We start from the raw sequence: 26,002 nt of genomic DNA on the forward strand, positions 1-26,002 counted from the left end.
CCCTTTAATTGCAAAGTGTACACACTAATGACTAAAATGGTATTATGGTCAATCCATATCGTAAGAAAAGCTAAACATGCCTTAATGTTGTTTAGCCAATCCTTCCATAAAATATAAATTAATTAAGTTTGCAACTTGTTCTTTCGATAAAGGCTCATAGCGTTCCTTCCAGTCATTAACAAGGTTAATATACATCTTAAACATGAGAAATGCTGTAATTTTGGGGTCACATTCACGAATTTCTCCTCGCTTGATCGCAATACTGATTTTCGCCTCAATAAAATCACATATTTCATACTCTAAAGATTGAAGTGCATCAACTACTGCTGGTGTGCCGAGTTCATTTACCTCCTGCGATAGCTTGATTGTTAATTCGTGTGTTTCTCGAAACTCGACAATTCCAGATAATGCAGCATTAAAATTTGTAATAAATGACTGACCAGGAATGATGGATTCATCTGCTGCATGTCTCATTTTTTGAGCGATATCAATAATAATTCCTTTTAATATCTCTTCTTTTGTAGAAAAGTATAAATAAATTGTACCTTTTCCTACTTTCGCTATTTTTGCAATTTGGTCAATGGTTGTTGCTTTATATCCGAAAATAGCAAATGATTTGGCTGCCGCCTCTATGATCGTTTTCTTTTTATCAATTTCCACTTCGTCTTCCCTCCAAATGACTATAATACATTTTTAGTCATCATGTACTGAATAATAAAGTACCATAATTAAACGTTCATTTCAACAAAGAAGAAACATATTCAAAACTACAAAAAAACACACGCTAAATAGCATGTGTTTTATAAAATGAATTCTTTATTTGCCAGTCACCTTAATATCATGATCGATAACATCAACTTTAAATGTAGTAATTTTTTCTTCACTATGAATTAATAATGCCGTAATTTGATCTTCGACATGTTCTTGAATAGCACGGCGCAACGGACGAGCGCCAAATGCTTGATGGTATCCAAGCTCAGCTAGTCTTTCTTTAGCCACTTCGGTAATCGTCATTGATAAACCTTGCTCTGATAGTGTTGCATTTAAATCCTGTAACATGATATCAATAATCTGAATAAGGTCATCTTTTTCCAGGTGACTGAATTCAATAATTGAATCAATTCGATTTAAAAATTCAGGTTTAAAGTAATCCCTCAAGCTCTCAAGAACATTTTGTGTTGCAAGTACCGACTCGCTTTCAGTTTCATTAAAACCAATTGCGCCAAGCTTTTTATCAGTTACACCTGCGTTTGATGTCATGATGATAACTGTCTCAGTAAAATTAACCACTCTCCCTTGACTATCTGTTAATCGTCCATCTTCCATGATTTGAAGAAACATGTTCATCACATCAGGATGAGCTTTCTCGATTTCATCAAGAAGTAGAATTGAATATGGATTTCTTCGTACTTGTTCAGTTAATTGACCAGCTTCATCATGACCAACATATCCTGGAGGTGACCCAATTAATTTAGAAACGGAATGCTTTTCCATGTATTCACTCATGTCAAGTCGAATCATCGAGTTTTTGCTACCAAATAATTCACCTGCAAGGGTCTTTGTTAACTCCGTTTTCCCTGTTCCTGTTGGTCCAACAAATAAGAAAGAAGCTGTTGGACGATTTTTGGGCTTTAATCCTACTCGAGCACGAAGAATTGCTTTCGATACTTTTTCAATTGCATTCTCTTGTCCAATCACTTTTTTAGCTAAGTTCCTTTGTAAATCCTTCATTTTAGACTGCTCAGATTTTTGGAGCTTCTTCACAGGAATGCCTGTACTTCTTTCAATGATATCTTGAATGTGCTCAATGGTTACTTCTACCACAGGTTCAATTACGTCATTTTCTAATTTCTTCATTAGCTCAAACTCTTCATCTCTAAGTCGTGCTGCTTTCTCATAATTCTCCTGTTTTGTTGCTTCTTCTTTTTCTCGAGTAAGATCTTCTAAACGTTTTTGAACCTTACCTTTGTCTGTTAAACCTTGAGTTAGGTTCAATTTCGAACCAGCTTCATCTAAAAGATCAATAGCCTTATCCGGTAAGAAGCGATCCTGAATATAACGATCTGACAACGTTACACATGCTTTTAATACATCATCCGAGTATTTAACATTGTGGTAGTTTTCATAAATAGGGCGAATCCCTTTTAATATTTCAAAAGCCTCTTCTGACGTTGGCTCTTTGACAACCACAGGTTGGAAGCGACGTTCTAGTGCTGGGTCTTTTTCAATCATTCGATATTCTTTCAATGTAGTTGCACCAATAATTTGAAACTCTCCTCGTGCTAATGATGGCTTAAGAATGTTCCCTGCATCCATTGAGCCTTCCGATGAACTACCTGCCCCCACCATCATATGGAGTTCATCAATAAACAGAATAACATTATCTCGTTCTTTTAATTCTGTCACCAGTTGTTGCATTTTCTCCTCAAATTGCCCTCGATAGCTTGTTCCAGCAACTAGTGAACTGATATCGAGTACATATACTTCCTTATTTAATAGCTTAGCTGGGACTTCCCCTTTGACAATCTTTAAAGCAAAGCCTTCTGCAATTGCGGTTTTACCAACACCCGCTTCACCGATTAAAACAGGATTGTTTTTTGAACGGCGATTTAACACTTCAATCACGCGCTCTATTTCTTTTTCACGCCCAATCACAGCATCAATTCGTCCTTGTCTTGCTTCATCCGATAAATTACGACCGTGTTGATCAAGGAATCCATTGCCACCGTTGCTCGGGGCGGCTTCTTTAACATGTTGTTGTGAAAGACTATTGGTAGAACCGGATATCTCATTTTGGATAAGTCCATTAAAAAAATCATCTAAAGAAAATGAAGACATTCCATATTGATTTTGTGTTTGATGGTAACAATCTGAACACAATGAAAGTTGTCTTTTTGATTGATTGATCACGAAATTCATTTTCACGTTTGCTTGATTAGTTTGACATTTATCACATAAAATCATTTCAAACTCCTCCTTTTGACTTTGACTATATTTGACCAATTTTATAAAAAGAAAAGCCATTTAAGGCTGTATAATTCTGTCGTTCTAATGATATTATATTTGACCTTATTTGACTTTTCAAGTGAAAAGTTTGACCTTTTTTAACCATATCACAATAAATAGGTGTTTTATACTAGCTTGCTTGCAAACTCGGGTTGTATACGTACCAATAGATATCAGATCTTCTACATACAATCTACACATTGTACTCACTTCCGCGACTTTCTAGTTAAGAAATACTTGGTTAAAGCTAAATATTCTCTTACATAAGATTGAACTAAAACAGCTCTAGGTGTTTTTGCTGGCAAGCCGCTAACGTCTAGTTCGTTATCTTTTGCTATCTGTATCGCACGGAATATGTGATACGAATTCGTAACAACGAGCCCCTTCCCTGCTAACTCTGGAAGATATGCTTTTGCTAAGCTGATGTTTTCGACAGTCGAAGTAGACTCATCCTCTAAGTATATACGTGATTCATCAATTCCCTTTCTCATTAACTCTGTTTTTATAGCCATAGCTTCTGATATGTCTTCACCCGGACCTTGTCCACCTGAAGCTATGACAACAGCCTCTATATTCTGTAATAAATACTGAGCGGCAGCATCGATTCGATATTGAAGGGATAAGGATGGTTCCGTCCCTTTTACACTTGCTCCTAATATAATGACATAATCAATTTCTTCATCCATCTCAACCGAACAATATCGAAGTATTTGAACATGCAAAAAGCAAACATAAATTAGCAAAATAATAAATCCAGATATAATTATAGGTAGAAAACCTTTGGTCCTAATCATGCCTGTCTCCTTTCTAAAAGATGCCTCGAAAAAGAGCTGCCAAGCAAATGACAACTCTTTTTAATTCAATTTAGTTGCTCTATTTCTTTTTCCAGAAACAACATTAATTCTTGAATCATTGATTCAGAGAAATCAAATCGGATGCCTGCAGCCTCATAGACTTCGGGCAATGACTTCGATGAACCTAATGCTAATGCACTTTTATAATTTTTTAGTGCTTGTTCTGGATGTTCGCGGTAGTGTTTATATATTTGGACCGCTCCTAGCTGGGCAATGACATATTCGATGTAGTAAAACGGAACTTCAAATATATGGAGAACACGTAACCAAGCTGATTGCTGCCACTTCTCAAACCCTTGCCAATCAACTACATTAGAATCAAGTTCCATCATTAACTCTTTGTATTTTTTATTGCGATCAGCAGGTGTATGTTCTGGATTCTCGTACATCCAATGCTGGAATTGGTCAATAATCATGCCTACAGGAAGAAAATCGATGATTCCTTTTAGCTGCTCTTTCTTTGCTCGAATCAGATCTGCTTCATTTTCATAAAAGAGACTCCATTGATCCATAGATAAAAGCTCCATTGACATACTTGCTAGTTCTGCTGATTCCATTGGTGTCTCTCGATAATCTCCAATTGGTTGCTTTCTCATTAAATCATTATGAATGCAATGTCCCATTTCGTGAAGCAATGTGATCATATCATCTTGTGTTCTTGAAGCATTCATGAAAATAAATGAAAGCTCTGATACAGGGAGATTCGAACAAAAACCTCCTGGAGCTTTTCCTTTTCGGCTACTTAAATCAAGCATACCCCGTTCATTCATCGTTGTTAATAGCTCAGCAAAACGTGGATCAAGGTTTTCAAGGATGACCTTCGATTTATTAACAAGCTCCTCAATCGTTTTAAATGGCTGCAATGGTTTTTGACCTTGTGGTACACCTTGTCTATCCCACGGTCTATACGTGTCTACTTCTAGTTCTGTTTTATGTTGTTTCTGTAATTTTTCCTTTAGTGGTTTGACGTATTTACGAATCGATTCGGCCAAAACGTTGCAATCCTCAGGTGTATAATCAAAACGCTCATATTTTTTAAACATATAATCTCTAAAATTAGGGAGACCGGCATTTTGAGCTTTTTGCTGACGTAACACAATTAGTTCGTTCATGATTTGTTGGAGATCTGTTTCTTTAGATTGTATTGCTTCATATAATAATGTAAGAGCTTTTTGTCGTGTATCTCGATCAGAGTCTTGTATGTATGGAGAAAGCTCACTTAATGTCAGTTCTTCATCGCCCCAATGTACGGTGAGCCCTCCAGTATGTTCAAAATAATTCGTTGCAAGTGCATCTTCTTTTACTTCAAGGTCAATATTGTCTAACCTGAAAATTTCTTTTGCATTTTGTTTTCTTTTAATTATCTGTTCATACAAAAGCGGATCTAATTGATCTTTTGCCTTAGAAGATAAAAACGCATCATCAAACAAAGAAGCATATTTCTTATACAGGGGATCAATGACACTTTGATCGTGCTCAAAAATGTCTTTTGCATCTTTAGAGTCACTTTGACATTGAAAGTCGATGTAATGCCCAGACATCGCCTCCTCAATGGCATCAAATAGCTCTGACTGTTTTTTAAGCCACGATTCTAATTCTTCTACAGTGTCCGTAGATTTTTGTAACAAAGCATCAAACATATCTTCTATTTTCTTTGGCTCTTTAAAGTCCAGTTTCTCTACATAAAATGTTGACATAAATCCTCCTCCTTATCAGGTAAGCTCATCGTACCAGAATACAATGTAATAATAAATACAAATTTATCCATATAAAAAAAGACGGCCTCGACTAAGTCGAAGCCACCTAACAAAATTTTTATTTTTCCATCCAGTTCGTGTGGAATGTTCCTTCTTTATCAATACGTTGGTACGTATGGGCACCAAAATAATCTCTTTGTGCTTGAAGAAGATTAGCTGGAAGCGTTTCTGTACGATAGCTGTCATAGTAAGCTAGCGCGCTTGCAAGACCTGGAACAGGAATTCCGAGCTTAACAGCTGTAGCCACTACATCACGAGCCGCTTCTTGGTAGCTTTCTACGATTTCTTTGAAGTAAGGATCTAGTAAAAGATTCGTTAAGTTCGCATCACGATCGTACGCTTCTTTGATGTTTTGTAGGAAACGAGCACGAATAATGCACCCTCCTCTAAAGATCATAGAGATATTCCCTAAGTTTAAGTTCCAATCATATTCTTCAGAAGCTACTTTCATTTGGGCAAATCCTTGAGCATAAGAACAAATTTTACTTAAGTATAATGCTTTGCGAATTTTTTCAACAAATTCTTTTTTATCTCCATCAAATGTAGTGTTCGGTCCGCTAAGGATTTTACTTGCTTTCACACGCTCTTCTTTCATTGCTGAAATAAAACGAGAAAATACAGATTCTGTAATGATCGATAATGGTACACCAAGGTCAAGCGCACTTTGGCTTGTCCATTTTCCCGTTCCTTTTTGGCCAGCTGTATCTAAAATGACATCAACCATAGGCTTTCCTGTTTCTTCGTCCACCTTTGTGAAGATGTCTTTTGTGATCTCAATTAGGTAACTATCAAGTTCGCCTTCGTTCCACTCTTTGAATGTTTCATGCAATTCTTGTGCACTTAATCCAAGAACATCTTTCATTAGGTGGTAAGATTCACAAATTAACTGCATATCACCATATTCAATTCCATTATGAACCATTTTTACATAGTGGCCAGCACCATCTGGGCCAATGTATGTGCAACAAGCATCTCCACCAACTTTTGCAGAGATATCTTTTAAGATAGGCTCAACAAGATCATACGCTTCTTTTTGTCCTCCAGGCATTATAGAAGGTCCTTTAAGCGCACCTTCTTCACCACCAGATACTCCTGTACCAATGAAGTGTACACCTGATTCAGCAAGTTCTTTGTTTCTACGACGAGTATCCTCAAAGAATGTGTTTCCACCATCTATTAAAATGTCGCCTTTTTCTAAGTGTGGCAACAGCTGTTCAATCGTTGCATCTGTAGCAAAACCAGCTTTTACCATTAATAAAATTTTTCTTGGAGTTTCTAATGAAGCGACAAACTCCTCGATGCTATATGTACCTACTACATTTTTACCTTCTGCTTCTTTTAACATTTCTTCCGTTTTTTCAGAAGATCTGTTATAAACAGAAACGCCATATCCTCTGCTTTCAATGTTAAGCGCTAGGTTACGACCCATTACCGCAAGTCCAATAACTCCAACTTGTTGTTTACTCATTTCTACCACTCCTAATATTTTCTTTCTTTAGTGTGCTCGAACTTTACCCAATACATTATTATTTTCTCACAACAAAATTTCTGGGTAGAGTTTTTTTTGAATACTCTATCTATATTACTACCACTCCAACTAACTCGCAAATATTTCTTACTAATTCATTTGAAATTATTGGGGCAGTAGCCTTAATTTTCTGATTTAACTAATAAATACAGCTTGCTTGCATATGATGGATAGTATACCAAGAAAAATGTAGGTGATCATTTGAAACGACAAGAAAGGTTACACTACAAGTTTCAAAATTTACAAGAGAAAAACATGTCGTTTGAACAAGTCTTCAAGCGCATTCTTAAATTTATGAGTTTAAACCCACGAGGCAACTATCGCTTAATGGTTGGAACAGATTCACAGGTTCACGCACGGTGTACTGTCTTTATTACGGGGATCGTCATTCAGAATACCGGAAAAGGTGCGTGGGCTTGTATCCGAAAAATCATGGTCCCCAGAAAAATGCTTCATTTACATGAAAGGATATCATTAGAGACCACTTTAACTGAAGAAATTGTCTCCATGTTTACCGATTCAAAAAAGAACAAAATGATTGATATTGTCTTACCATATGTATACCAGGGAGCCACTTTTTCTATCGAAGGCCATATTGATATTGGATCCGGACAACGAAATAAGACGCGTGAATATGTACAAGAAATGGTTACGAGACTTGAAACCATGGGGGTCGAACCTAAAATAAAACCCGATGCCTTCGTTGCCTCTAGCTATGCAAATAAATACACAAAAAAAGTAGGCGGTTAATACCTACAGTTTACTTTTCTTCCTCTACTAATAAAGTACCAGCAATTGTAGGCACTGCACTGCCACCGACCTTTATAATTGGCTTATGATCGATGAAACTTATTATAATCTCAACCTTACCTGGTCTTCCAACTTTATGACCTTGCGCAATATTAAATGTGTGAGCTTCTGCTGCACTTAGGATTCCCTCAAGAATTAAGTATCCAGCTAGCGCCCCGTTTGCTGCACCCGTTACAGGATCTTCAGGAATTCCAACAGCAGGAGCGAAATCACGAGTATAGAGTAAGCAATCCTCTTCTTGGCTATCAAAAGTAAATAAATGTGTCGTACAAATATTATGGCTTTTGTTATGTTTTTTTAGTTTATCGATTTGTGGTATAGCTTCATCAATGGCTTTGCGCGTTTTGACAGGAATAAGTAAGTGCCAGTTCCCTGTAAAGCCAAGTCTAATAGGATAATCGGTTTCAATATCGTCTTTTTTTAAGCCAACATAATTTGCTAATTCTACTAAGGCAGTATCTATCTTTTTTACTTTTGGTTCTATTTGAGTCATGATAACAGACCGTAATGAATTTTCCTTGATCTCAAACTTAACCGGGACATGACCAATGTTTGTTTCAAACGTGATCATGTTCTTTTTTGTGGCCCATTCACCGATTGTTCCCATTAACCAGGCTGTAGCAACGGTTGCATGCCCACAAAAGTCAATTTCACTACTTGGAGTAAAATAACGAATACGAAAATCTGCTGCAGTACTTTGTGGTGGCATAAGAAAAGCCGTCTCCGATAAATTAAGCTCTTTAGCAATAGATTGCATGTGTACACAGCTAATAAATTCTGCATTGGGTACAACTCCAGCGGAATTTCCACCAAACGGTTTATCCGTAAACGCATCAACGTGATAAATGTTAATCCCTTTCATGTCATCACTCTTTTCAATTAAATTCTTTTGCACTATTATCATAGATGACTTATCCAATGCAATCTAGTCTTCATGTGTTTCTAGAAGTAAAAACCCCCCACTTTTTTGGGAATTGTACGCAATAGATTAACCTTGTGATTTTTCGATGTTCAGAGCTTCATTTTGAGTTTTATGAGTTCTTTTTGGTTTAAGCCAATTTCCTACAAGGAATAAAATAATAATGGCTACACCGATGGTTATGGATTGCCATACATGACCTAAAATCCATTGAACAATTAAACCAAATCGAGGGATCACCCACAGAACACTTAAAAACAGTGAAAATATAAGGATTTTAAAAGGTCTGACATAGTCATTCTCCTCTCACAGTTCGTCCTTTTTAAACTTATGTAAGAAACTGCGAATCATGACATCAAATCTTTCAACTTGTGGTATATTCTATATACTTTTACTACTTTTAGGACTGTCCTTTTTGAATATTAGTTATTTAAGCCTATTTCACCGTGTTAACGTTCATGGTATGATTTTTCTACTTATAAAGAGGTGAAAAGCATGAATTTTATAATTCTTTTCGTTTCAGGAATGGCTTATTTGTTTTTGAACACCTCTTTTCCAATTGAAAAATCTTTTGAGGAAAAAGGCTATGGGGCCGAGGCTGTTATTGAACTCAGTCACGTAAATGATTTTCAAGAACAGAAAACCCAAAGTGTTAAAGCATCAACAATTATCTTGTTTATTTATTTAGTTTCTTTTTTAAATCTAGTAAACTTTGTAAACAAGTATATAACAAGAGGAAAGCACTTCTTATTAGCTGTCTTTTTTAAGTCGAATTATTTTCAAAACGACATATATTCCTAAGTAAATCGTTAGCTGAAAGGAGGAATACATGTGATTTGGATTCGACTAATTACAGTGGCAGTCTTCTCTGCGAGTGCATTAAGCATTTTTTTATATCAAGGAATAGAATTTACCCATGCGATGTTTGATTTATGGAAAAACAAAGCATAATTAAAAAAACGTGCGAATCTAGGAGATTCGCACGTTTTTCTGATTTATTTAAAAAGGCCCCCATGTAATAGCATGAGCAACTAATAAAAATGCACATCCGATCAAAAACCAAACGATCAACAATGGAAAAATAAATTTAGCCCATTTTCCATAAGAAATTCCTGCAGCGGCGATCGTTGCCATAAAGTATCCAGAAGTCGGGAAAATGATATTTGATAGTCCATCTCCAACTTGAAATGCTAGTATAGCAGTCTGTCTTGTCGTTCCTACAATGTCTGCTAACGGAATCATGATTGGCATCGTAATTAAAGCTTGACCACTTCCGGAAGGTACAAAGAAATTAAACAATCCTTGTGTCGCTAACATCCCTAATACGGTGATGGATGATGGTAAGCTGCTAACAACATGTGATAAACCGTAGATGATCGTATCAATAATTTGACTTTCTTCCATCACAACAGCTACGCCACGAGCAACACCAATAATCATTGCACCGAGTAATACATCTCGGAACCCCTTATTAAAAGATTCACTAATTTGATTTCCTGACATACCTGCAACAATTCCGACAATAACCCCCATCGCAAGGAAATAGCCTGCTAATTTAATAAAATCCCACTGATGTGTCAATACTCCATAAATCATCCCGACAAACATGAAGATAACAACTAATCCTGCAACCTTTTGCCTTGTAGTAATTTCATACCTTTTCTCTTCATATATGTGTTGTGAAGCTGTTTCTTTTAAGCTTTGTTTTACTAAATGCGGGTTTTTTTCTAATTTTTTAGCATAGCGAATTAAAAAGACCACACCTGAAGCAATAATAGCTAATAATAATAAAAAGCGATATCCTGCGCCTGAATATATAGGTAATTCAGCAATTTGGTGAGAAAGACCAACTGTACCAGGATTAGTAAGTGCTGCTAAAAAGCCACCTGTGGTTGAAATTAAGGCTACTCCAGCAGCCATCATTTTATCATAGCCTAACTTAATCATAAGAGGAATCAATATTGGTACATATACTAAAGCTAACTCGGGTGTACCAATAAAAGCAGTGATGATCGAAAATGTGATTAATAAAACAGGAATAATTAATACTTTCCTACTAATAAAAGTTCTCGTTAATCGGTCTACACCAAAGTGAATAATCCCAGTATCCTTTAAAACCATGAACGCCCCACCGATCATGAATGTAAAAAAGACAACAGAACTAGCACTTACCATGCCTTGAGGAATGGCTGTTAAAAATTCCATAATCCCAATGGGTGTTGACTCAATAAAAGTAAAGACATCTGGGTTAATCATCATTCTTCCCATTGGCCCTTCAACACGTTCATACTCACCTGCAGGAATGAAATATGACGCAATACTCATAACAGCGACAAAAATCAATAAAATTACATAAATATGAGGAAAAGCAAATTTCTTTTTCGATTGATTATTTTTATTTTCTATTGGTGTAACGCGCGCTTCTGCTCTCATTTTTCCCACTCCTTTTTCTTCAATTCGATGTCTCTCTTTAATTGATAATTACGAATATTCAGTATATAGATTCTACACTAGTGTTAGACACTAGTTTTTTCATCGACCTCTTCAAATACACATTGACCCCTTGACAAGGTGTATTTCGTCTTTCCGATAAACGTTTTTCCGATGTACGGGCTTATTTTATGTCGGTATTTGAGGTCTTCTGCTTTTAACACAAACGTTTCATTAAGTTGAATCAAGGTTAAATCAGCATCTGAACCTATTCGAATTGACCCTTTTTTCGGAAACAAACCAAACCGTTTGGCAGGATTAAGAGCAGTAACTTCAGCAATCTTTGATAATGGGACACCACGCTTATGGTAGCCTTCTGTCAAGAGAACATGCAATGTATTTTGACAGCCAGCAATGCCTCCCCAAACTTCAAATATACTTTCTTGCGCTTTCAAATCTGGAGGTGACGGAGAATGATCTGAACTAATGATGTCAATATCCCCCTTTTTTAATGAATTCCATAAACCTTCCACTTCCTGTCTTTCTCGTAGAGGAGGCGCACACTTGGCAGTAGGTCCAATCTTTTCAAATTCTTCAATGGATAAGCACAAATAGTGAGGACATGTTTCTGCAGTTACATCAATACCTTGTTCTTTTGCTTCTTTAATCCGTTCGATAACTCTTTTGCTGCTTACATGAACAATATGTAATTTACAACCCGTTAACTCCGCATATCGTACTACCCTTTCTACAGCTTCTAGTTCAGAAAGCACTGGTCTTGAATTGCAGTAATCTCGAATGGATAAACGCTTTTCCTTTTGTGCTTTATCTGTTAAATAATTAATCATTTCATTTGATTCTGCATGAAGCGCTAAAATTGACTCTAATTCAGCAATCCTTTCCATTCCCTTAAATAGAGTATCATTATCAGCATGCTGAAAATCATCTGTGCCACACTCTGACATAAAGGCTTTAAAGCCAATAGCTCCTTCTTTATGTAGGTCTTCTAAACGCTCAATATTATCTGGTACTAAACCACCCCATAATCGATAGTCTATGATCGACTTCTCGTTAGCTAACTGCTGTTTTTCTAAAAAGCGTTCCTTCGTAGTAGTGGGGGGATTACTATTTAGCGGCATATCAAAAAATGTCGTCACCCCACCAGCAGCTAGACTTTTACTCCCTGTTTCAAAGCCTTCCCACAAATCTCTCCCAGGTTCATTAAAATGAACATGTACATCAACTAACCCTGGAAATAAATGCAAACCACTAGCATCAATAACTTTTGCGTCCCCCACCTCAATGGATCCTGATTCACATATAGTGACAATCTTGCCGTTATGTATTCCTATATCTGCATCAAAAACATCACTTTCAGTTACAATTGTTCCAGAAAGGATAACCGTATCAAAAACCATGTAAATGCCCCCTGTCAATATTACTGTAATGAGTGTAAAAGATTATATGAATTTGATCATTAGCCATTTAAACTAAATAAAAACAGAAAAATTAGTTAGCGTGCACAATGTCTACATAAAAAAAATAACCTGTTAAACTGTTTTTATCTTATGATTCAGTTTTATCAGATGTTTCTAAACCTTTGGTGAATAATGTTAGATAATTTCACACCCTATTTGAAAATCTAACAAATGTAAACCGTTACATTGTTAAAGTCCTTTTTAGAGTCATTTACTACAAACTTAGATGGGAATTATAATTATTCGAAAAACAAAAATAAGACAAACTACGTTACAGATCGCTCTAGAAACGTTTTTCATTCTGTAAATAAACCTCACAGAATGAAACCGTCCATGTGATCTTCACTAAGTTTGTCTATTTTTCCACTTCCTTCTTCATTGATCGATCTCGCACCAATCTATTATAGTTAAGGCGATAATTTCTGCTGCTTCAAATACCTTATTAATTTCAATATACTCGTTTGGAAAATGTGCTTTTTCCGTCACTCCAGGTCCAAATACTATGGAAGGAGTTTCAGCAAGCTTTGTGAGCAACCCCCCATCTGTACCCCAGGGGGATGCCTCTATCAATGGTTTTTCTTTTAGAATAAGCTGATAGTTTTTGGCTAACGCCGTCATTAACTGGTTCGTTATAGGAATCGAACCTGGGTGCCACCTCGCACCGAACCATTCTAACTTTGGTGGAAAATGCGCAAACCATGTATCCGTTTCCCCTAACTTTTGTAACCATTGCTCCATGTCTTTTTGAGCATCCTCCATTGTTTCATCTGGAGAAACGCCCATTCGCCCTTCAATTTTAACCAGGTCACAAACGGATGATGGCCACTGTCCGCCTTCAATTTTCCCTATATTAATCGGGATAGGAATTGGGATACCCTCATACAATGGATCCGTAATACGACTATTTCTGTCCTTTTCAAGTGCGAGAATATGATTTACAACGAGTACCCCTTTTTCAATCGCACTTATTCCCTGATACCTTGTTCCACCATGAGCAGAGCGTCCTTTCACTAGAATGCGAAACCACATGGACCCTTGCTGTTTAGGAAATATTTTCATATTTGTTGGCTCCGGAATGATGGCCGCATCTGCCCGATATCCCCTTACAATACTAGCGAGCGTTCCTGTACCTCCACTTTCTTCTTCTATCACACTCTCAAAGATCACATCTCCTTTAAGTTGGATACCCATGGCTTGAATGGCTTGAATAGCTAAAATAAGGGACACATTTCCTCCTTTCATGTCTGTTACTCCTCTACCGAACATCTTACCATCCCTCACTTTGCCACTATAGGGATCATCTTCCCATTGTTCAAGATCTCCTTCTGGAACGACATCAATATGCCCATTTAAAATGATGGAACGTCCATTTTTCTTTCCTTTCAACACACCAACTACATTTGGGCTTCCTTGAAAATTATCTTTTGAAGATGCGAAATACGGATGTGCTTTTAATTCTTTTCCATCCGGTTCCCACACATCTATTTCTAACTTCATTTTAGTTAATGTATCAATTATGATTTTTTGAGCATCCGCTTCATTCCCTTGCGTGCTTTGAGCTTGAACTAATTTTTGTAGCAAATGAGTTCCCTTACATCGTTGGGTCTGTAACCAGTTTGATAGTTTCTCGCGAATCTCTTGATGATTCTCCATGTTTGTTCCCCCTTTCTTCTAAAACTCTTCCACTATTTTGACTTCATTTGGGACTATTAATGATGCTTCTGTTGCATCTATTACATCCTGAGTTGAGTGAGGTGCCATTACTTCTTTTAAAATGAGTCCTTGATCTGTCACTTCAATTACTGCCATATCAGTTATTATTAAGTTGACACAGGTTTTAGCTGTTAAAGGGAGTTTGCACTTCTTTACGATTTTGGCATCTCCGTTTTTATTTGTATGGTTCATTACAACGATAACTCTTTTAGCTTTTTTCGCGAGTTCCATGGCGCCGCCTATCCCCGGTACCCTTTTTTTAGGGACAATCCAATTGGCAAGGTCTCCTCGTTCACTAACCTCTAAGCCTCCTAAAATAGTAATATCTAAATAGCCCGAACGAATCATGCCAAAGGCCGTCGCACTATCAAAAAAAGAAGCACCAGGCACGGTCGTAACAGGATATCCCGCTGCGTTACAAAGTGTAGGGTCTTCTTGGCCCTTTTCTGGAGCTTTGCCAATGCCTAGTACCCCATTTTCAGCATGAAACATAACTTGACAATCTGCCTCCAGATAATTCGCTACAAGAGAAGGAATTCCAATTCCTAAGTTAACCATCATTCCATCCTTTATTTCTTGTGCGGCACGATTCGCTATCCTTTCACGAATGTTTACTCCCATGCCCATTTCCAATCTACCCCCTTGCTCTGAACGACTACATCTACAAATATACCGGGAGTGTGAATTTCATAAGGATGTAAATTTCCAACAGGTACGATTTCTTCTACTTCTGCAATCGTTATTTTTCCGGCCATCGCAACTAAAGGATTTGTATTCCTAGCACTTGTTTCATAAATCAAGTTTCCAAATTCGTCCGCTCTCTTTGCATAGACAATCGCTACATCTGCTTTTAATGCAGCTTCTACTAGATATGTTTTGCCCTCCACCTCTACTTTTTGCTTTCCATCTTCCATCATGCTATCAAGACCAATATCTGTTAACACGCCACCTAACCCAACGCCTCCTGCACGAATTCGTTCAGCTAACGTCCCTTGTGGCGAAAACTCAACTTCTAGTTTTTCATCCACCATTAACTGGCCAGCAACAGGATTCGATCCAATATGTGATGCGATTAGCTTTTTTGCTCTTCCTTGACTAATAAGCTTACCGATTCCAATTGTTGGAAATCCTGCGTCGTTTCCTATCAACGTGAGGTCATTGATTCCTTTTTCCAAAAGTCCATTAATGAGAGATGGAGGGTTGCCAACCCCTCCAAATCCACCGAACATAAGAGAGCAACCATTATTCATATACGTCATTGCCTCTTGTAGAGTACGGACTTTATTTAAAGAATTACGTTTGTTTTGCACAAGTTTTGCCCCCCTTAATCTCCTTGTACTTCATGTAATGTTTCTGAAAAAAGCTCAACCAAAAGATTGATCTCTTTTTCTGAAATCGTAAAAGGAGGTGAAATAATGATGGCATCTCCTTCGACTCCTTCTCTTCCTGCTGATGCAGGATAAAGAAGGAGCCCCTTTTCCCTTGCGCTATTGACAATTTTTTGTGTTAACACACCAGAAGATTTTGAGATAAATTCCACGCCAATCAATAAGCCTTTGCCACGGATATTCCCTATTAGTGAAAATTTTTTAGCTAACACATATAGTTTTTGAAGAAGGATATCACCTTTTCTTGCAACTTCTTCTACCAAATTCCCTTTTTCAATATAATTTAAAACAGCTAGTGCAATGGCAGCAGATTGAGGATTGGCGCTAAATGTATGTCCGCTCATAATTGATCTGGAACCTTGTAAAATAGGTTCCATTACTTTATCACTAGCAAGTGCTGCAGCAATCGGAGTATAACCAGCGCTGAGGCCCTTTCCAATCGTTATAATATCTGATGAAATACTCCAATGATCAAGAGCGAACATTTTCCCTGTTCGACCTAACCCTGTCATCACCTCATCTGTGATAAATAAAATATTATAGTGATCACATATCTTTTTGATTTGTTGATAGTATCCATCTGGAGGGATGATAATTCCGCCTGCTGCACCTACAATAGGTTCGGCGATAAAAGCAGCAATGTGCTGTGCCCCAATTCGAGTAATAGCAGTTTCAAGCTCACTGGCACAAGCAAGCTGACAATCAGGAAATATTTTGTCAAGTGGACATTGATAACAATGTGGTGCCGAAACGCTTGGATATTCCTCTAAAAGTGGAACAAATCGTTCACGGCGTTTCACATGTCCAGACATGGATAACGCTCCGATTGTAATTCCGTGATAACTAACCCAACGAGATAGAATTTTGTTTTTTTGTGGTTTCCCTTGTTCTTGAAAATGTTGAATAGCTATTTTCATCGCTGTTTCAGTGGCTTCTGATCCACTATTTACAAAGAAGGACCAATAATCCTCTTTAGAATGAATGCATTTGTTTAATTTTTGCGCTAGTTTTTCGGCAGGCATCGTTGTAAACTGAGAACGGTAAACAAATGATACATGTTTTGACTGTTCATAGACCGCATCCAAGATTTCGGGGACACCATGACCAAGACTTGCGGTTACTGCTCCTGATGAACCATCTAGATACTTTTTTCCATCTACATCATATAAATAAATTCCTTCTCCTCGAACCGCTATAGGATAATTTTCATCCATCATAGGTTTAATGAGTAATGAACGTTTCATTTACATCCCTCGCTCTTTTATTAAGGGCATTAATACTAGTAATTAAAAACGAAAATAATTATATTTTAGTAATCTTGGTTGTTTCATAAGTTCTTCGTAATTTATGCTTTTTTCTAATTTAGTTGTATTAATTAATAATAATTGATCTTCTATTTCTTGTATCACTTCTTCGGATTGATATTCCATGCCACAATTTTCACATTCAAATCCTGGTGTGTCAGTTATTTCAATCGCACGTGTTCCATCAGGAAGTTCCCAGTAAACGGTACATCTTATCCTCTCTGCTTCATGCTGCTCACACCATTCACACCTCATTTTCACACTCCCTCCTGATTCTGTGAACTTGAATTACTGTTATATTTTTTCAATTCAGTTTGATACTTTTTCTCTTTCAATTCATCACGCTTTTCGCGACGGTCTTTTAGCGTTGTATAGCCTTCATTTTCTTGATAACTTGAGCGCCGATTGTACCGTTCTAATGATTTTGGAACGATGGTTTTTTCTTCATCGTTCAATAACGATGATATCCCCGTATTTGTATGATTATTTTCGTAATTTTGATAAATATTGCTGAAATATTCTTCTGCACGTCCAGGGACGTACCCTTTTGGCTCAGGATAACTTGTAATTACACCTTCGAAATTTCGAAGAACTACTTTTTCTGGGCTCTGAGAAATCATATAGTTCGGCTGAAGTGTAATTTTCCCCCCGCCGCCTGGAGCGTCCACTACAAATGTAGGTACGTTATTTTTTAAATGAAGTCTAAAAAAACAATTGTGATAAGGGAGTACTCCAATATGGCATAGGTCACTATTTAAACAACAAAAATACTGGCTTTCTTCAAGCAAAGAAAACCAGTATTTAATGACACATATAGATTAACCGAAAAATTAATAGAGAAAAATCAAATAAACTCTCAAATTCCTAGATGGATCCCCTTTTTCGAGTCTGTTTATAAAATTGTAAAAATGCTTTAGCCATTCGTTCAAAATTAGGTTTATTAAGTTCTATAATCGTACATGGCGGCTCTTTAAGATGTTGTTCCCTTTGGTTTTTTTCATGATGTACCACCTTTCTTAGTTGTTTAATAGATTCATATTCATGTAATTCCAAAACTTGCAAGTCCAATACCTTACTAGCCTCGTCCTTTTTTCAAATGCTATGTAATTACAAAGTTTCATAGTTAATCATACGAGTATCAAAAAAAAACAAATTAAGTCTCGTCTTTTTGATGTTTGATTTGATTGCACGTTAATTATCCCACATAATTCATGCCACTTCTTTCTCTAATGTTCTTATGAAAATAAGCAACAAAAAAGCCAGAACCTCTCATAACATATGCATGAGATTTCTGACTTTTATAATTATTGCTATTTACTTACCAAATTGTGCGGATCAATCACAAACTTCTTAGAAGCCCCTCCATCAAACTCTTTGTAAGCATTTGGTGCTTGATCAAGAGAAATTAATGTTGCATTAACCGCTTTAGCAATTTGTGCTCTCCCACTTAAAATAGACATCATTAAATCGCGATGGTACTTCATCACTGGAGTTTGTCCTGTCACAAACGTATGAGCTTTAGCCCAACCTAAACCTAAACGAACTTTTAACGTACCAATTTTTGCTTCTTCATCAACTGCACCCGGATCTCCCGTTACGTACAGTCCTGGAATACCTAATCGGCCTCCAGCTCTTGTTACATCCATAATCGAATTAAGAACTGTAGCAGGAGCTTCACCTGCTCCTTCTCCGTGACCTGACGCCTCAAATCCCACACAATCAATCGCACAGTCTACCTCAGGCACACCTAGAATTTGCTCAATTTGCTCGCCTAAATCAGGGTGTTTTTTTAAGTTAACAATCTCACACCCAAAACTTTTTGCTTGCTCTAACCGTTCATTATTCAAGTCTCCAACAATTACAACTGAAGCTCCTAACAACTGTGCAGAGTGAGCTGCTGCTAAACCGACAGGCCCTGCCCCGGCCACATACACTGTAGATCCAGGTTTGACCCCTGCACTCACAGCCCCATGGTAGCCAGTTGGGAAAATATCAGATAACATCGTTAAATCAAGAATCTTCTCCAGTGCTTGATCTTTATCAGGAAATTTCAATAATTGAAAATCCGCGTATGGCACCATCACATACTCGGACTGCCCACCTACCCAGCCTCCCATATCTACATAGCCGTAAGCAGATCCAGGTCGATCTGGATTTACGTTCTCACAAATATGGGTATCCTGTTCTTTACAACTGCGACAGCGACCGCAAGCAATATTGAAAGGAACAGAAACAAGATCGCCTTTTTTAATAAATTCGACATCGCTACCCACTTCAATTACTTCACCAGTAATCTCATGTCCTAACACCAAACCACTTGGCGCTGTTGTGCGACCTCGGACCATATGCTGATCGCTGCCACAAATATTCGTTGTTACCACTTTAACAATTACTCCATGATTACATTTTCTACCTACGTTTAAAGGATTCACTCCTGGGCCATCTCGTAAGATTAAATCTGGATATTGAATATCTCGTACTTCTACATCTCCCGGTCCAACATAAACAACTGCACGATTCTTTGTCATATAATCACTCCCAAATCAACAAGATTGTAAGCGTATACATTACAATCTTCATGATACCGTGTATACACAAAAGTACAAGGACAAAGTTGTCGAGAGCGGAACAAGCCTAAAAAAACACTAATTTTTCACAAAATTACTACTATTATCTTATTCTTAACAACAGTAAAAAATCGATAACAGACTCTTTAGCCTGCTATCGATGATGTCTACAAATGACTAATAACGAAAGTAAGTTCTAGGTAGGTCATTCACTTCATAAGCAGCATGTATTCCTGATTCGATTGCTCCTTGGATCCAAGCGTGAGTCGTTGATGCATGTTCCCCAGCAAAATGGACCCTTCCTTCAGGAGTGGCTATATATGGTGATATCTCTTTAATTTGATCTGGCTTAAACATCGCAAAAGCCCCAGCAGAATATTGATATCGAAGCCAACTATGACTTACACCTCCTTGAAACTCACGGTATACCTGATCTCCATGAATGGTCGCCAAGTTTCTTAGAACATATTCCAAACGTTCATCATCTTCCAAGCTATCCCAAGGAATAGCATCGTCATCCCACGTGTAGCTACCCAATATGACACCTGATCCTTGTGTACCAATGCCATGACTTGGGTATTGAACATATTTAATTGGAAGATCTGTGACCGTTTGCCCACCAAATAAACCTTGTCTCTCCCAAAATCTGTTTCTAAATTGGATTCCTGTTTTAGTAGAGCCAGCATAGTTCATTTCCCGTATCGCTTTCCACTTGTTCTCGGAAAATAAATCCCTCGGAACAATTTCCACAAATTGCAATACTGAAAAAGGAATCGTAACAATTGCGAGGTCACCCGTTATTGTCGTTGGTTCCAAAATTTTATGAATAGCATGAACAGTTACTTGATTATCGTGCTGTACAATTTTCTTCACTTTTTGTCCGTAATATATATTATCTTGTAACTCATCTGTAAAAGCATTCGGTAGTTTGTCATTGCCCCCCGTAATTTCATAGAACCGGATCTCAGGAGTAAATATGACTAACAATTCACGCAGAATCTCTAAAAAAGATAGCTCCATCAGACCTTCAAGAGTTAATAGTACCTTAATCATTTCAATCGCACCTGGAGATAATGTGAAACCAAAAGGATTGTATCTCAAATAAAAGTCCATTGAGTATTTATCCAATTCTTGTATAATCCAGGGCCAATTTCCTTTTGGGTCTTGTTCGATCATATCAGTCACTGGCTTAATCGCTAATTGTAGTAACTCTGTAGCCGTTTTTCCCCTTTCATGTGGATAGACAGGGAAGCGTAAGATATCAGGGTTTTGTTCATACATACGGAAACGGACTTTTTTTCCTCTAACATAAATAATATCGTTAGGAGTTGAGTTGATAAACGTATTTAGAGGAAGGTTGAATTTATTAATGTATTCCATCGTTAATGAATGAGTGTGAGGAATGCGCATGGCGCCTGCTTCTAAAAATTGATCATCTCTAAAATCACGTCTTAATGTATAGACTCGTCCTCCCACCCTGTCGGTCCCTTCAAGGATTGTCACATCATGTCCAGCTTGTTTAAGTAAAGATGCTGAGACAAGTCCAGCCATCCCTGCCCCAATAATGATAATTTTTTTCGGGATTTCACTTTTATTCAGTCCATTCCTAATAATGGAAATCATTTTTTCCGAGGATAACTTTGGGAATACGTAGTTTAACATCCTTTTCCTCCTCTACTGATAAGACCGAAACTCATTTACAGCTGTTAAATTACTGTCATCTTATTCAGATTAAGGGGGAAATTATGATCAAAAACAAAAAGAAACGACCGCCTTTATATAGAGCAATCGCTTTTATAATGAATGTGCCAAATTTTAATTTTACTTCCTCTTATGAACGACTGCTTCATATGTAATGATTTTACTTGAATTAGTTGGATATTGTCCTTGTTTATAATCGGCTGATATGACAATATCTTCAAAACCAATCTGTTCAAGAACGATTTTAAACTCTTCGATACCATACCACCGAAGTGGAAATCGTTCTAGTTCTGTTTGTAGTAGGACCCCGTTTCTCCATTTTTCGTAGCGATGGTGAGAGACGGAGTATTGGTTGATATAGTCAACTTCAACCACTTTGCTTTCTAATGTAATGATATCACCATTTTCAGTTTCCCAAGTTCTTGTTGTGACTATGTTAATCGATAATTCATTTTGCAGGAAAATATCGATAATCAACCTTCCGTCATTAGAGAGGTGATTATAGAAATTCCTTAATGCTCTCAGCGAATTCTCTCTGTTATGCATTAGTAAAAATGTTCCAGTCGGTACGATAATTGCTTCATATTGATTATCTAGTGAAAACGCCTCCATTTTCTCTACAAATAGATGTGGATTCAAGTCTCTTTTTTCACAATTAGAGCGGCATATGTTTAACATTTCAACAGAAACATCAAATCCATCCACTTCCAAGCCTTTTTCTAAAAGCGGAATGAGAATGCGACCCGTTCCTACACCTGGTTCAAGAATTTTCCCCTTACAAGAAGCTAATCTATCACTATAAAATTCCACGTCGCCAAATGATAGACCCACATATTTATCTAGATTATAAACATATGAAGATAGTTTACTATAATAACTATACATGTTTTCAACTCCTATTACGTTTAATCGGTCTTTCAAGAGAAGCGATATCCTCTTCTAAACTTATCATTTTTTGTTCACACATATCTTTTGCTTCATTAACTCCGTGATTAAAAAAATAAGGACCCACTTCTTTAATAATAAAATCAAGTAAATTTTCTGCAGCCAAATCTCCTATTTCTTCGGAACGCTCATTATAGAAATATTCTTTTAAGTTTTCTTTTATTTGTGCCTTATGTTCATTTGAAAGCTTCATATACATAAAATTCTCCTTTTTTTGGTTATTATTTAACTCTGTACGTACCACCGTTTAAAGTATAATTACTAAGAAACATTTTTCACGCTACTTATCTTCTCATCAATAAACTTAAAATACGGCAAAATCATTCCAACAAGAGAAACGACACTAATCATTAAGCCAATGGATAGATACAATGGTCTTACACCAACTAATTCACTTACGATTCCACCAATTAGAACCCCCAATGGCATGGCTCCTCTTATGATAAGCAAACGTACGGAAAAAACTTTTCCCATGAGATGATTTGGTATAGTTTGTTGGCCAATCGTCGTATTATGGATACTAAAAATAGCCATTACGATTCCACCGATTATTTCTGTTATGATCGCAAAAGGGATACTTTGGTTAAAGCAAAGAGCAATGAATGTTAGGCCTCCAATGAAAAGAGAACCAAGCATCAGCATTCTTCGGCTTTTATATTTAATCTTAGATACTAGTATAGCACCAATTATGTACCCAATTGGGAAGCCAGCCATAAAGTATCCATACTCAGCAACTGTTCCTCCTAATTCTTCTGTGATATACGGAAGAGTCGTAACCATGGTCACGCCTACTCCAAATTGAACAAAAGCTAAAAAGACCCCTAACCATACAACCACTCGTTGAGTAAAGAAAAATGTTACTCCTTGCATAAAATCTGCTATCCAAGTTTTTCTTATTTCCAGCTTTCTTCTTTGTTCTCTAATAAATAGTAATGAAATACCACTAATAAAAAGTAAGAAACTCACAAAAAGAAGGGTAAATGGAACACTCGTAAATTCAATCACGATTCCAGCTAATAATGGAGATAAAAAGCTCATTAAACGGGCGGTTCCGTCAATACATGCGTTCGCTAACTGTAATTGCTCTTTTTTTACAATAGTAGGTGTAATAGCGTGATTAGCAGGGACATATAGTGGAGTGACTAAACCAACGACGCACTGCACAACATAAATATGCCATACCTCAAGATTGCCTGAGATTAATGCAGTTAAAGGTATGACGAATATGAATCCTCTTATCCATTGAGAGATCACCATAATCCATTTTCTACTCCAACGATCAATATACGGACCGATAAATAGCTGAAGAAAAAGGGATGGAATAAAATACAAAAGCCACATACTCCCTAACGCTAAAGTAGAGCCTGTAAGTTGGTAAATTAAAATGGAATTGCAAAAGGTTCCAAAGGCACCGCCTAGTTCGGATACTCCATTTCCTAACCACGCCGAAACAAACGACCGATTTTTAAATATAGAAGATTTCATAGATTCTCCTTTATCATTGTTTAATGTACTGATCTAATTCCTTGAAAAGTATTCCTAATACATTGGCATTGAGAGAATATTTCGTTCCCTTCATTTCAACAATTTTAGCTCCTCGCAATATTTTTAAGTGATGATGAATGGTCGTTTTCCCCATATTTAACTGATCGGTAACTTCTTGTAATGTGCGGTCGTCTTCCGATAACAACTTCACTATTCGAAGCCTTATCTCATCTCCTAACGCTTTATGTTTCTGTACTAAAGAATGGTTTGGCATATATTTGTCATTTGGCGACAGACTTTCATTTGCTACCGGATAATAGAAAACTTTCGTATCTTCAATATCAGCTTCAATATTCCAAGGGCGATAGACATACTGTGGTATACACAGGACTTTATGTACACTTGGTTCAGGGGGATAGTTGACTCCACCTGTTGTCCAATGCACAAGCTCTTCAGGTGACATTTTTACTTTCATTTTATTTTTAGACTCGTAATCTGTCTGTAGAATTTGACACGTCTGTTCTATATTTGGGGTGATAACCATTTCATACCATCCTGTCATAACCTCTATTAAATGATCTTTAAGCTTATCGACGTTAGACGTACCAATGAACTCAATGTACTGAGGAAAAAAAGGATTTTCACTTGTTACCCTCTTCAATTCAGAGATAGCACTTTCTTCACCTAGTGCAGCACTTTTTCTTATTTGCTGGAATTCATTCCCGATGAATGGCAGACAAATGAATTTAAAATTAACATCCTGCAGCAATTTGATACTCGAACAAAATTCTTCCAGGTTATTGTAGTTTTTTTGGTGAAGCAGTTGTAATAGCGCTTTCCAAGTATTGTTTTTCTCTACATATTCCAAATGATGTAAATAATCATCGGGAAAGGATCCTTTAAGTTCTCTCCAGTAGGTTGTTGATCTTTCTAGCGTTTCAATTAATCTAGAATTGGTGATAGCTGCTATTCCAAGCGCACATTCCCACAATGGTGAATAAGCAAACTGAACTTCATACGTTTCCCTTTTTCTGCTTGTTACATGTAATACTTCCATTTCATCACCTCTATAATTAAATGACTAATTGATACCATTATAATTTATTCGAAACAACACATTCAATAATTTTTGAATTTAATTTTCTATATTAATTGAATATATTGTTTGCGTATTTCATAAAAAAACAAAAAACGTATTTTGTTTTTATAATCAAAATACGTTTTCTATATCGTTAATTCCTTTTGTTATTCTTAAGGATTTCTTTCCACATTTAATATCGATCTCTGATCAATAAACCTTATCAAAGACATAAACCCTCTTACTAACCAGAATGTTACAGTTAATGAAATAAATGTAGTTAGCCAAGACCATCCTTTTTTATATTCAACTGTTTGTGTTTTTCTTTCTAAAAGAATTTCAATTAACGTCATCGGTATGCTGAAACAAAACGCCTTACAGATCGTTAGAAACCACTTAGATTTGTAAGTAAGTTGATTATACCAAACGCATAATAGTGGGAATAGCAAGTAATCAAAAACAATACTTATCCCAAAACGGTCAGGTTTGTATCGTACCGGAAATTTAATTCCTCCTTCTGTTGTTAGATAACTAGCCACAAAGCTAGATAATGTTGCTTTAGTAAAAAAAACAATTAACCAATCTTTAATTGGTGGTTTATGAAAAGAAAAAGGTAAACTAATTAACCCGAAAATCAAAACTGACCTTAAAATAATCTGTTCTCTCTTCTTAGATTTTGTATATAAATTTTGAATTACCCCCACATGTTCACTCTCCATTCAATCAATAGAAATCTTAATTAGTACAATATCATCTCAAAGAAACTAGTCATATTTTAACTCAGATCCAAAAAAATATTTGCAAATGCAAATTTTTTTAAATATATTTTTTCATTTTCATTGCTTGACTGTTTATTGCAAAATACAGCTGAACTCATGTGTACTATAATTTGTGATCTTAATTAAAACTAACTCTTTTTTATTTGAAATATGGGGATAAATTGAAATTCAACACAATCAGTAAGATAATAAGCAAACTAATGCTCCATGCTAGGAGAGGATTTTTATAATGAATTGGAAATACAATAAACATGAACATA

General features: G+C 36.6%; 23 protein-coding genes. 2 read left to right on the plus strand and 21 right to left on the minus strand.

Annotated elements, in window-relative coordinates:
- Positions 1-81 precede the first annotated feature (81 nt).
- The 5 genes from LQ50_RS17310 to gnd all read right to left on the minus strand — a co-directional run bounded on the left by LQ50_RS17310 (position 82) and on the right by gnd (position 7,085).
- Positions 82-660 (minus strand): TetR/AcrR family transcriptional regulator, encoded by a 579-nt coding sequence (locus LQ50_RS17310; RefSeq protein ID WP_034631671.1) that lies wholly within the window; start codon positions 658-660, stop codon positions 82-84.
- Between the two features lie 156 nt (positions 661-816).
- Positions 817-2,961 (minus strand): ATP-dependent Clp protease ATP-binding subunit, encoded by a 2,145-nt coding sequence (locus LQ50_RS17315; protein WP_034631708.1) that lies wholly within the window; start codon positions 2,959-2,961, stop codon positions 817-819.
- A gap of 251 nt (positions 2,962-3,212) precedes the next feature.
- Positions 3,213-3,800 (minus strand): YdcF family protein, encoded by a 588-nt coding sequence (locus tag LQ50_RS17320; RefSeq protein WP_034631673.1) that lies wholly within the window; start codon positions 3,798-3,800, stop codon positions 3,213-3,215.
- 65 nt (positions 3,801-3,865) lie between these two features.
- The gene (locus tag LQ50_RS17325; RefSeq protein WP_034631675.1) at positions 3,866-5,557 is read right to left on the minus strand and encodes a M3 family oligoendopeptidase; all 1,692 of its coding nucleotides are present in this window, start codon (positions 5,555-5,557) and stop codon (positions 3,866-3,868) included.
- A gap of 118 nt (positions 5,558-5,675) precedes the next feature.
- Positions 5,676-7,085, minus strand: a complete 1,410-nt coding sequence (gene gnd / locus LQ50_RS17330; RefSeq protein ID WP_034631677.1) for an NADP-dependent phosphogluconate dehydrogenase — start codon at positions 7,083-7,085, stop codon at positions 5,676-5,678.
- A gap of 315 nt (positions 7,086-7,400) precedes the next feature.
- Between gnd and LQ50_RS17335 the strand changes: the two genes are divergently transcribed.
- Positions 7,401-7,895, plus strand: a complete 495-nt coding sequence (locus tag LQ50_RS17335; RefSeq protein ID WP_052144828.1) for a ribonuclease H-like YkuK family protein — start codon at positions 7,401-7,403, stop codon at positions 7,893-7,895.
- Between the two features lie 10 nt (positions 7,896-7,905).
- Here LQ50_RS17335 and LQ50_RS17340 read toward each other — a convergent pair whose 3' ends face one another.
- The gene (locus LQ50_RS17340) at positions 7,906-8,817 is read right to left on the minus strand and encodes a PhzF family phenazine biosynthesis protein (protein WP_034631709.1); all 912 of its coding nucleotides are present in this window, start codon (positions 8,815-8,817) and stop codon (positions 7,906-7,908) included.
- Positions 8,818-9,369: 552 nt separating this feature from the next.
- Here LQ50_RS17340 and LQ50_RS17345 point away from each other — a divergent pair.
- Complete coding sequence (locus LQ50_RS17345) at positions 9,370-9,675, plus strand: hypothetical protein (protein WP_034631681.1); 306 nt, start codon at positions 9,370-9,372, stop codon at positions 9,673-9,675.
- 198 nt (positions 9,676-9,873) lie between these two features.
- Here LQ50_RS17345 and LQ50_RS17350 read toward each other — a convergent pair whose 3' ends face one another.
- From LQ50_RS17350 to LQ50_RS17425, 15 genes are all read right to left on the minus strand, one after another.
- Positions 9,874-11,307, minus strand: a complete 1,434-nt coding sequence (locus tag LQ50_RS17350; RefSeq protein ID WP_052144825.1) for a YfcC family protein — start codon at positions 11,305-11,307, stop codon at positions 9,874-9,876.
- Between the two features lie 83 nt (positions 11,308-11,390).
- Entirely contained in the window at positions 11,391-12,722 is a 1,332-nt protein-coding gene (locus LQ50_RS17355; RefSeq protein WP_034631683.1) for an allantoinase, read from the minus strand.
- A gap of 435 nt (positions 12,723-13,157) precedes the next feature.
- Positions 13,158-14,435, minus strand: coding sequence for a peptidase (locus tag LQ50_RS17360; RefSeq protein ID WP_034631684.1), 1,278 nt, complete (start codon positions 14,433-14,435; stop codon positions 13,158-13,160).
- Positions 14,436-14,453: 18 nt separating this feature from the next.
- On the minus strand, positions 14,454-15,122 hold the full coding sequence (locus LQ50_RS17365) for a 3-oxoacid CoA-transferase subunit B (protein ID WP_034631685.1): 669 nt from the start codon (positions 15,120-15,122) through the stop codon (positions 14,454-14,456).
- Entirely contained in the window at positions 15,107-15,805 is a 699-nt protein-coding gene (locus LQ50_RS17370; protein ID WP_034631686.1) for a CoA transferase subunit A, read from the minus strand. The genes LQ50_RS17365 and LQ50_RS17370 overlap by 16 nt, the downstream gene beginning before the upstream one ends.
- A 14-nt stretch (positions 15,806-15,819) precedes the next feature.
- Positions 15,820-17,127 carry an aspartate aminotransferase family protein gene (locus tag LQ50_RS17375; RefSeq protein WP_034631688.1) on the minus strand — a complete coding sequence of 436 codons (1,308 nt, stop codon included), beginning with the start codon at positions 17,125-17,127 and terminating at the stop codon, positions 15,820-15,822.
- A 42-nt stretch (positions 17,128-17,169) separates the two neighbouring features.
- Complete coding sequence (locus LQ50_RS17380; protein ID WP_034631690.1) at positions 17,170-17,442, minus strand: YokU family protein; 273 nt, start codon at positions 17,440-17,442, stop codon at positions 17,170-17,172.
- A 2-nt stretch (positions 17,443-17,444) separates the two neighbouring features.
- Entirely contained in the window at positions 17,445-17,975 is a 531-nt protein-coding gene (locus LQ50_RS17385; RefSeq protein WP_373279218.1) for a lysine 2,3-aminomutase, read from the minus strand.
- Positions 17,976-18,497: 522 nt separating this feature from the next.
- Positions 18,498-19,715 (minus strand): formaldehyde dehydrogenase, glutathione-independent, encoded by a 1,218-nt coding sequence (gene fdhA, locus LQ50_RS17395; protein WP_034631694.1) that lies wholly within the window; start codon positions 19,713-19,715, stop codon positions 18,498-18,500.
- A gap of 216 nt (positions 19,716-19,931) precedes the next feature.
- A complete protein-coding gene (locus LQ50_RS17400) occupies positions 19,932-21,416 on the minus strand; it encodes a flavin monoamine oxidase family protein (RefSeq protein WP_034631696.1) in 1,485 nt (494 codons plus the stop codon).
- A gap of 159 nt (positions 21,417-21,575) precedes the next feature.
- A complete protein-coding gene (locus LQ50_RS17405; RefSeq protein WP_034631698.1) occupies positions 21,576-22,340 on the minus strand; it encodes a class I SAM-dependent methyltransferase in 765 nt (254 codons plus the stop codon).
- 4 nt (positions 22,341-22,344) lie between these two features.
- Positions 22,345-22,599: a DUF2164 domain-containing protein gene (locus tag LQ50_RS17410; protein ID WP_034631699.1), complete on the minus strand. Its 255-nt coding sequence runs from the start codon at positions 22,597-22,599 to the stop codon at positions 22,345-22,347.
- A gap of 62 nt (positions 22,600-22,661) precedes the next feature.
- Positions 22,662-23,885: an MFS transporter gene (locus tag LQ50_RS17415; protein WP_034631701.1), complete on the minus strand. Its 1,224-nt coding sequence runs from the start codon at positions 23,883-23,885 to the stop codon at positions 22,662-22,664.
- A gap of 13 nt (positions 23,886-23,898) precedes the next feature.
- Positions 23,899-24,942 (minus strand): ArsR/SmtB family transcription factor, encoded by a 1,044-nt coding sequence (locus LQ50_RS17420; protein WP_034631703.1) that lies wholly within the window; start codon positions 24,940-24,942, stop codon positions 23,899-23,901.
- A 194-nt stretch (positions 24,943-25,136) separates the two neighbouring features.
- Positions 25,137-25,667 (minus strand): CBO0543 family protein, encoded by a 531-nt coding sequence (locus tag LQ50_RS17425; RefSeq protein WP_052144826.1) that lies wholly within the window; start codon positions 25,665-25,667, stop codon positions 25,137-25,139.
- Positions 25,668-26,002 lie beyond the last annotated feature (335 nt).

The sequence above is a fragment of the Halalkalibacter okhensis genome (assembly GCF_000787375.1).
GTDB lineage: Bacteria > Bacillota > Bacilli > Bacillales > Bacillaceae_D > Halalkalibacter > Halalkalibacter okhensis.

What these genes read in the sequence shown, in the direction of transcription:
- LQ50_RS17320 (WP_034631673.1), bottom strand. Translation starts at nt 3,800, where the DNA reads ATGATTAGGACCAAAGGTTTTCTACCTATAATTATATCTGGATTTATT.
- LQ50_RS17325 (WP_034631675.1), bottom strand. Translation starts at nt 5,557, where the DNA reads ATGTCAACATTTTATGTAGAGAAACTGGACTTTAAAGAGCCAAAGAAA.
- gnd (WP_034631677.1), bottom strand. Translation starts at nt 7,085, where the DNA reads ATGAGTAAACAACAAGTTGGAGTTATTGGACTTGCGGTAATGGGTCGT.
- LQ50_RS17335 (WP_052144828.1), top strand. Translation starts at nt 7,401, where the DNA reads ATGTCGTTTGAACAAGTCTTCAAGCGCATTCTTAAATTTATGAGTTTA.
- LQ50_RS17340 (WP_034631709.1), bottom strand. Translation starts at nt 8,817, where the DNA reads ATGAAAGGGATTAACATTTATCACGTTGATGCGTTTACGGATAAACCG.
- LQ50_RS17345 (WP_034631681.1), top strand. Translation starts at nt 9,370, where the DNA reads ATGAATTTTATAATTCTTTTCGTTTCAGGAATGGCTTATTTGTTTTTG.
- LQ50_RS17350 (WP_052144825.1), bottom strand. Translation starts at nt 11,307, where the DNA reads ATGAGAGCAGAAGCGCGCGTTACACCAATAGAAAATAAAAATAATCAA.
- LQ50_RS17355 (WP_034631683.1), bottom strand. Translation starts at nt 12,722, where the DNA reads ATGGTTTTTGATACGGTTATCCTTTCTGGAACAATTGTAACTGAAAGT.
- LQ50_RS17360 (WP_034631684.1), bottom strand. Translation starts at nt 14,435, where the DNA reads ATGGAGAATCATCAAGAGATTCGCGAGAAACTATCAAACTGGTTACAG.
- LQ50_RS17365 (WP_034631685.1), bottom strand. Translation starts at nt 15,122, where the DNA reads ATGGGCATGGGAGTAAACATTCGTGAAAGGATAGCGAATCGTGCCGCA.
- LQ50_RS17375 (WP_034631688.1), bottom strand. Translation starts at nt 17,127, where the DNA reads ATGAAACGTTCATTACTCATTAAACCTATGATGGATGAAAATTATCCT.
- LQ50_RS17380 (WP_034631690.1), bottom strand. Translation starts at nt 17,442, where the DNA reads ATGAGGTGTGAATGGTGTGAGCAGCATGAAGCAGAGAGGATAAGATGT.
- fdhA (WP_034631694.1), bottom strand. Translation starts at nt 19,715, where the DNA reads ATGACAAAGAATCGTGCAGTTGTTTATGTTGGACCGGGAGATGTAGAA.
- LQ50_RS17400 (WP_034631696.1), bottom strand. Translation starts at nt 21,416, where the DNA reads ATGTTAAACTACGTATTCCCAAAGTTATCCTCGGAAAAAATGATTTCC.
- LQ50_RS17405 (WP_034631698.1), bottom strand. Translation starts at nt 22,340, where the DNA reads ATGTATAGTTATTATAGTAAACTATCTTCATATGTTTATAATCTAGAT.
- LQ50_RS17410 (WP_034631699.1), bottom strand. Translation starts at nt 22,599, where the DNA reads ATGTATATGAAGCTTTCAAATGAACATAAGGCACAAATAAAAGAAAAC.
- LQ50_RS17415 (WP_034631701.1), bottom strand. Translation starts at nt 23,885, where the DNA reads ATGAAATCTTCTATATTTAAAAATCGGTCGTTTGTTTCGGCGTGGTTA.
- LQ50_RS17420 (WP_034631703.1), bottom strand. Translation starts at nt 24,942, where the DNA reads ATGGAAGTATTACATGTAACAAGCAGAAAAAGGGAAACGTATGAAGTT.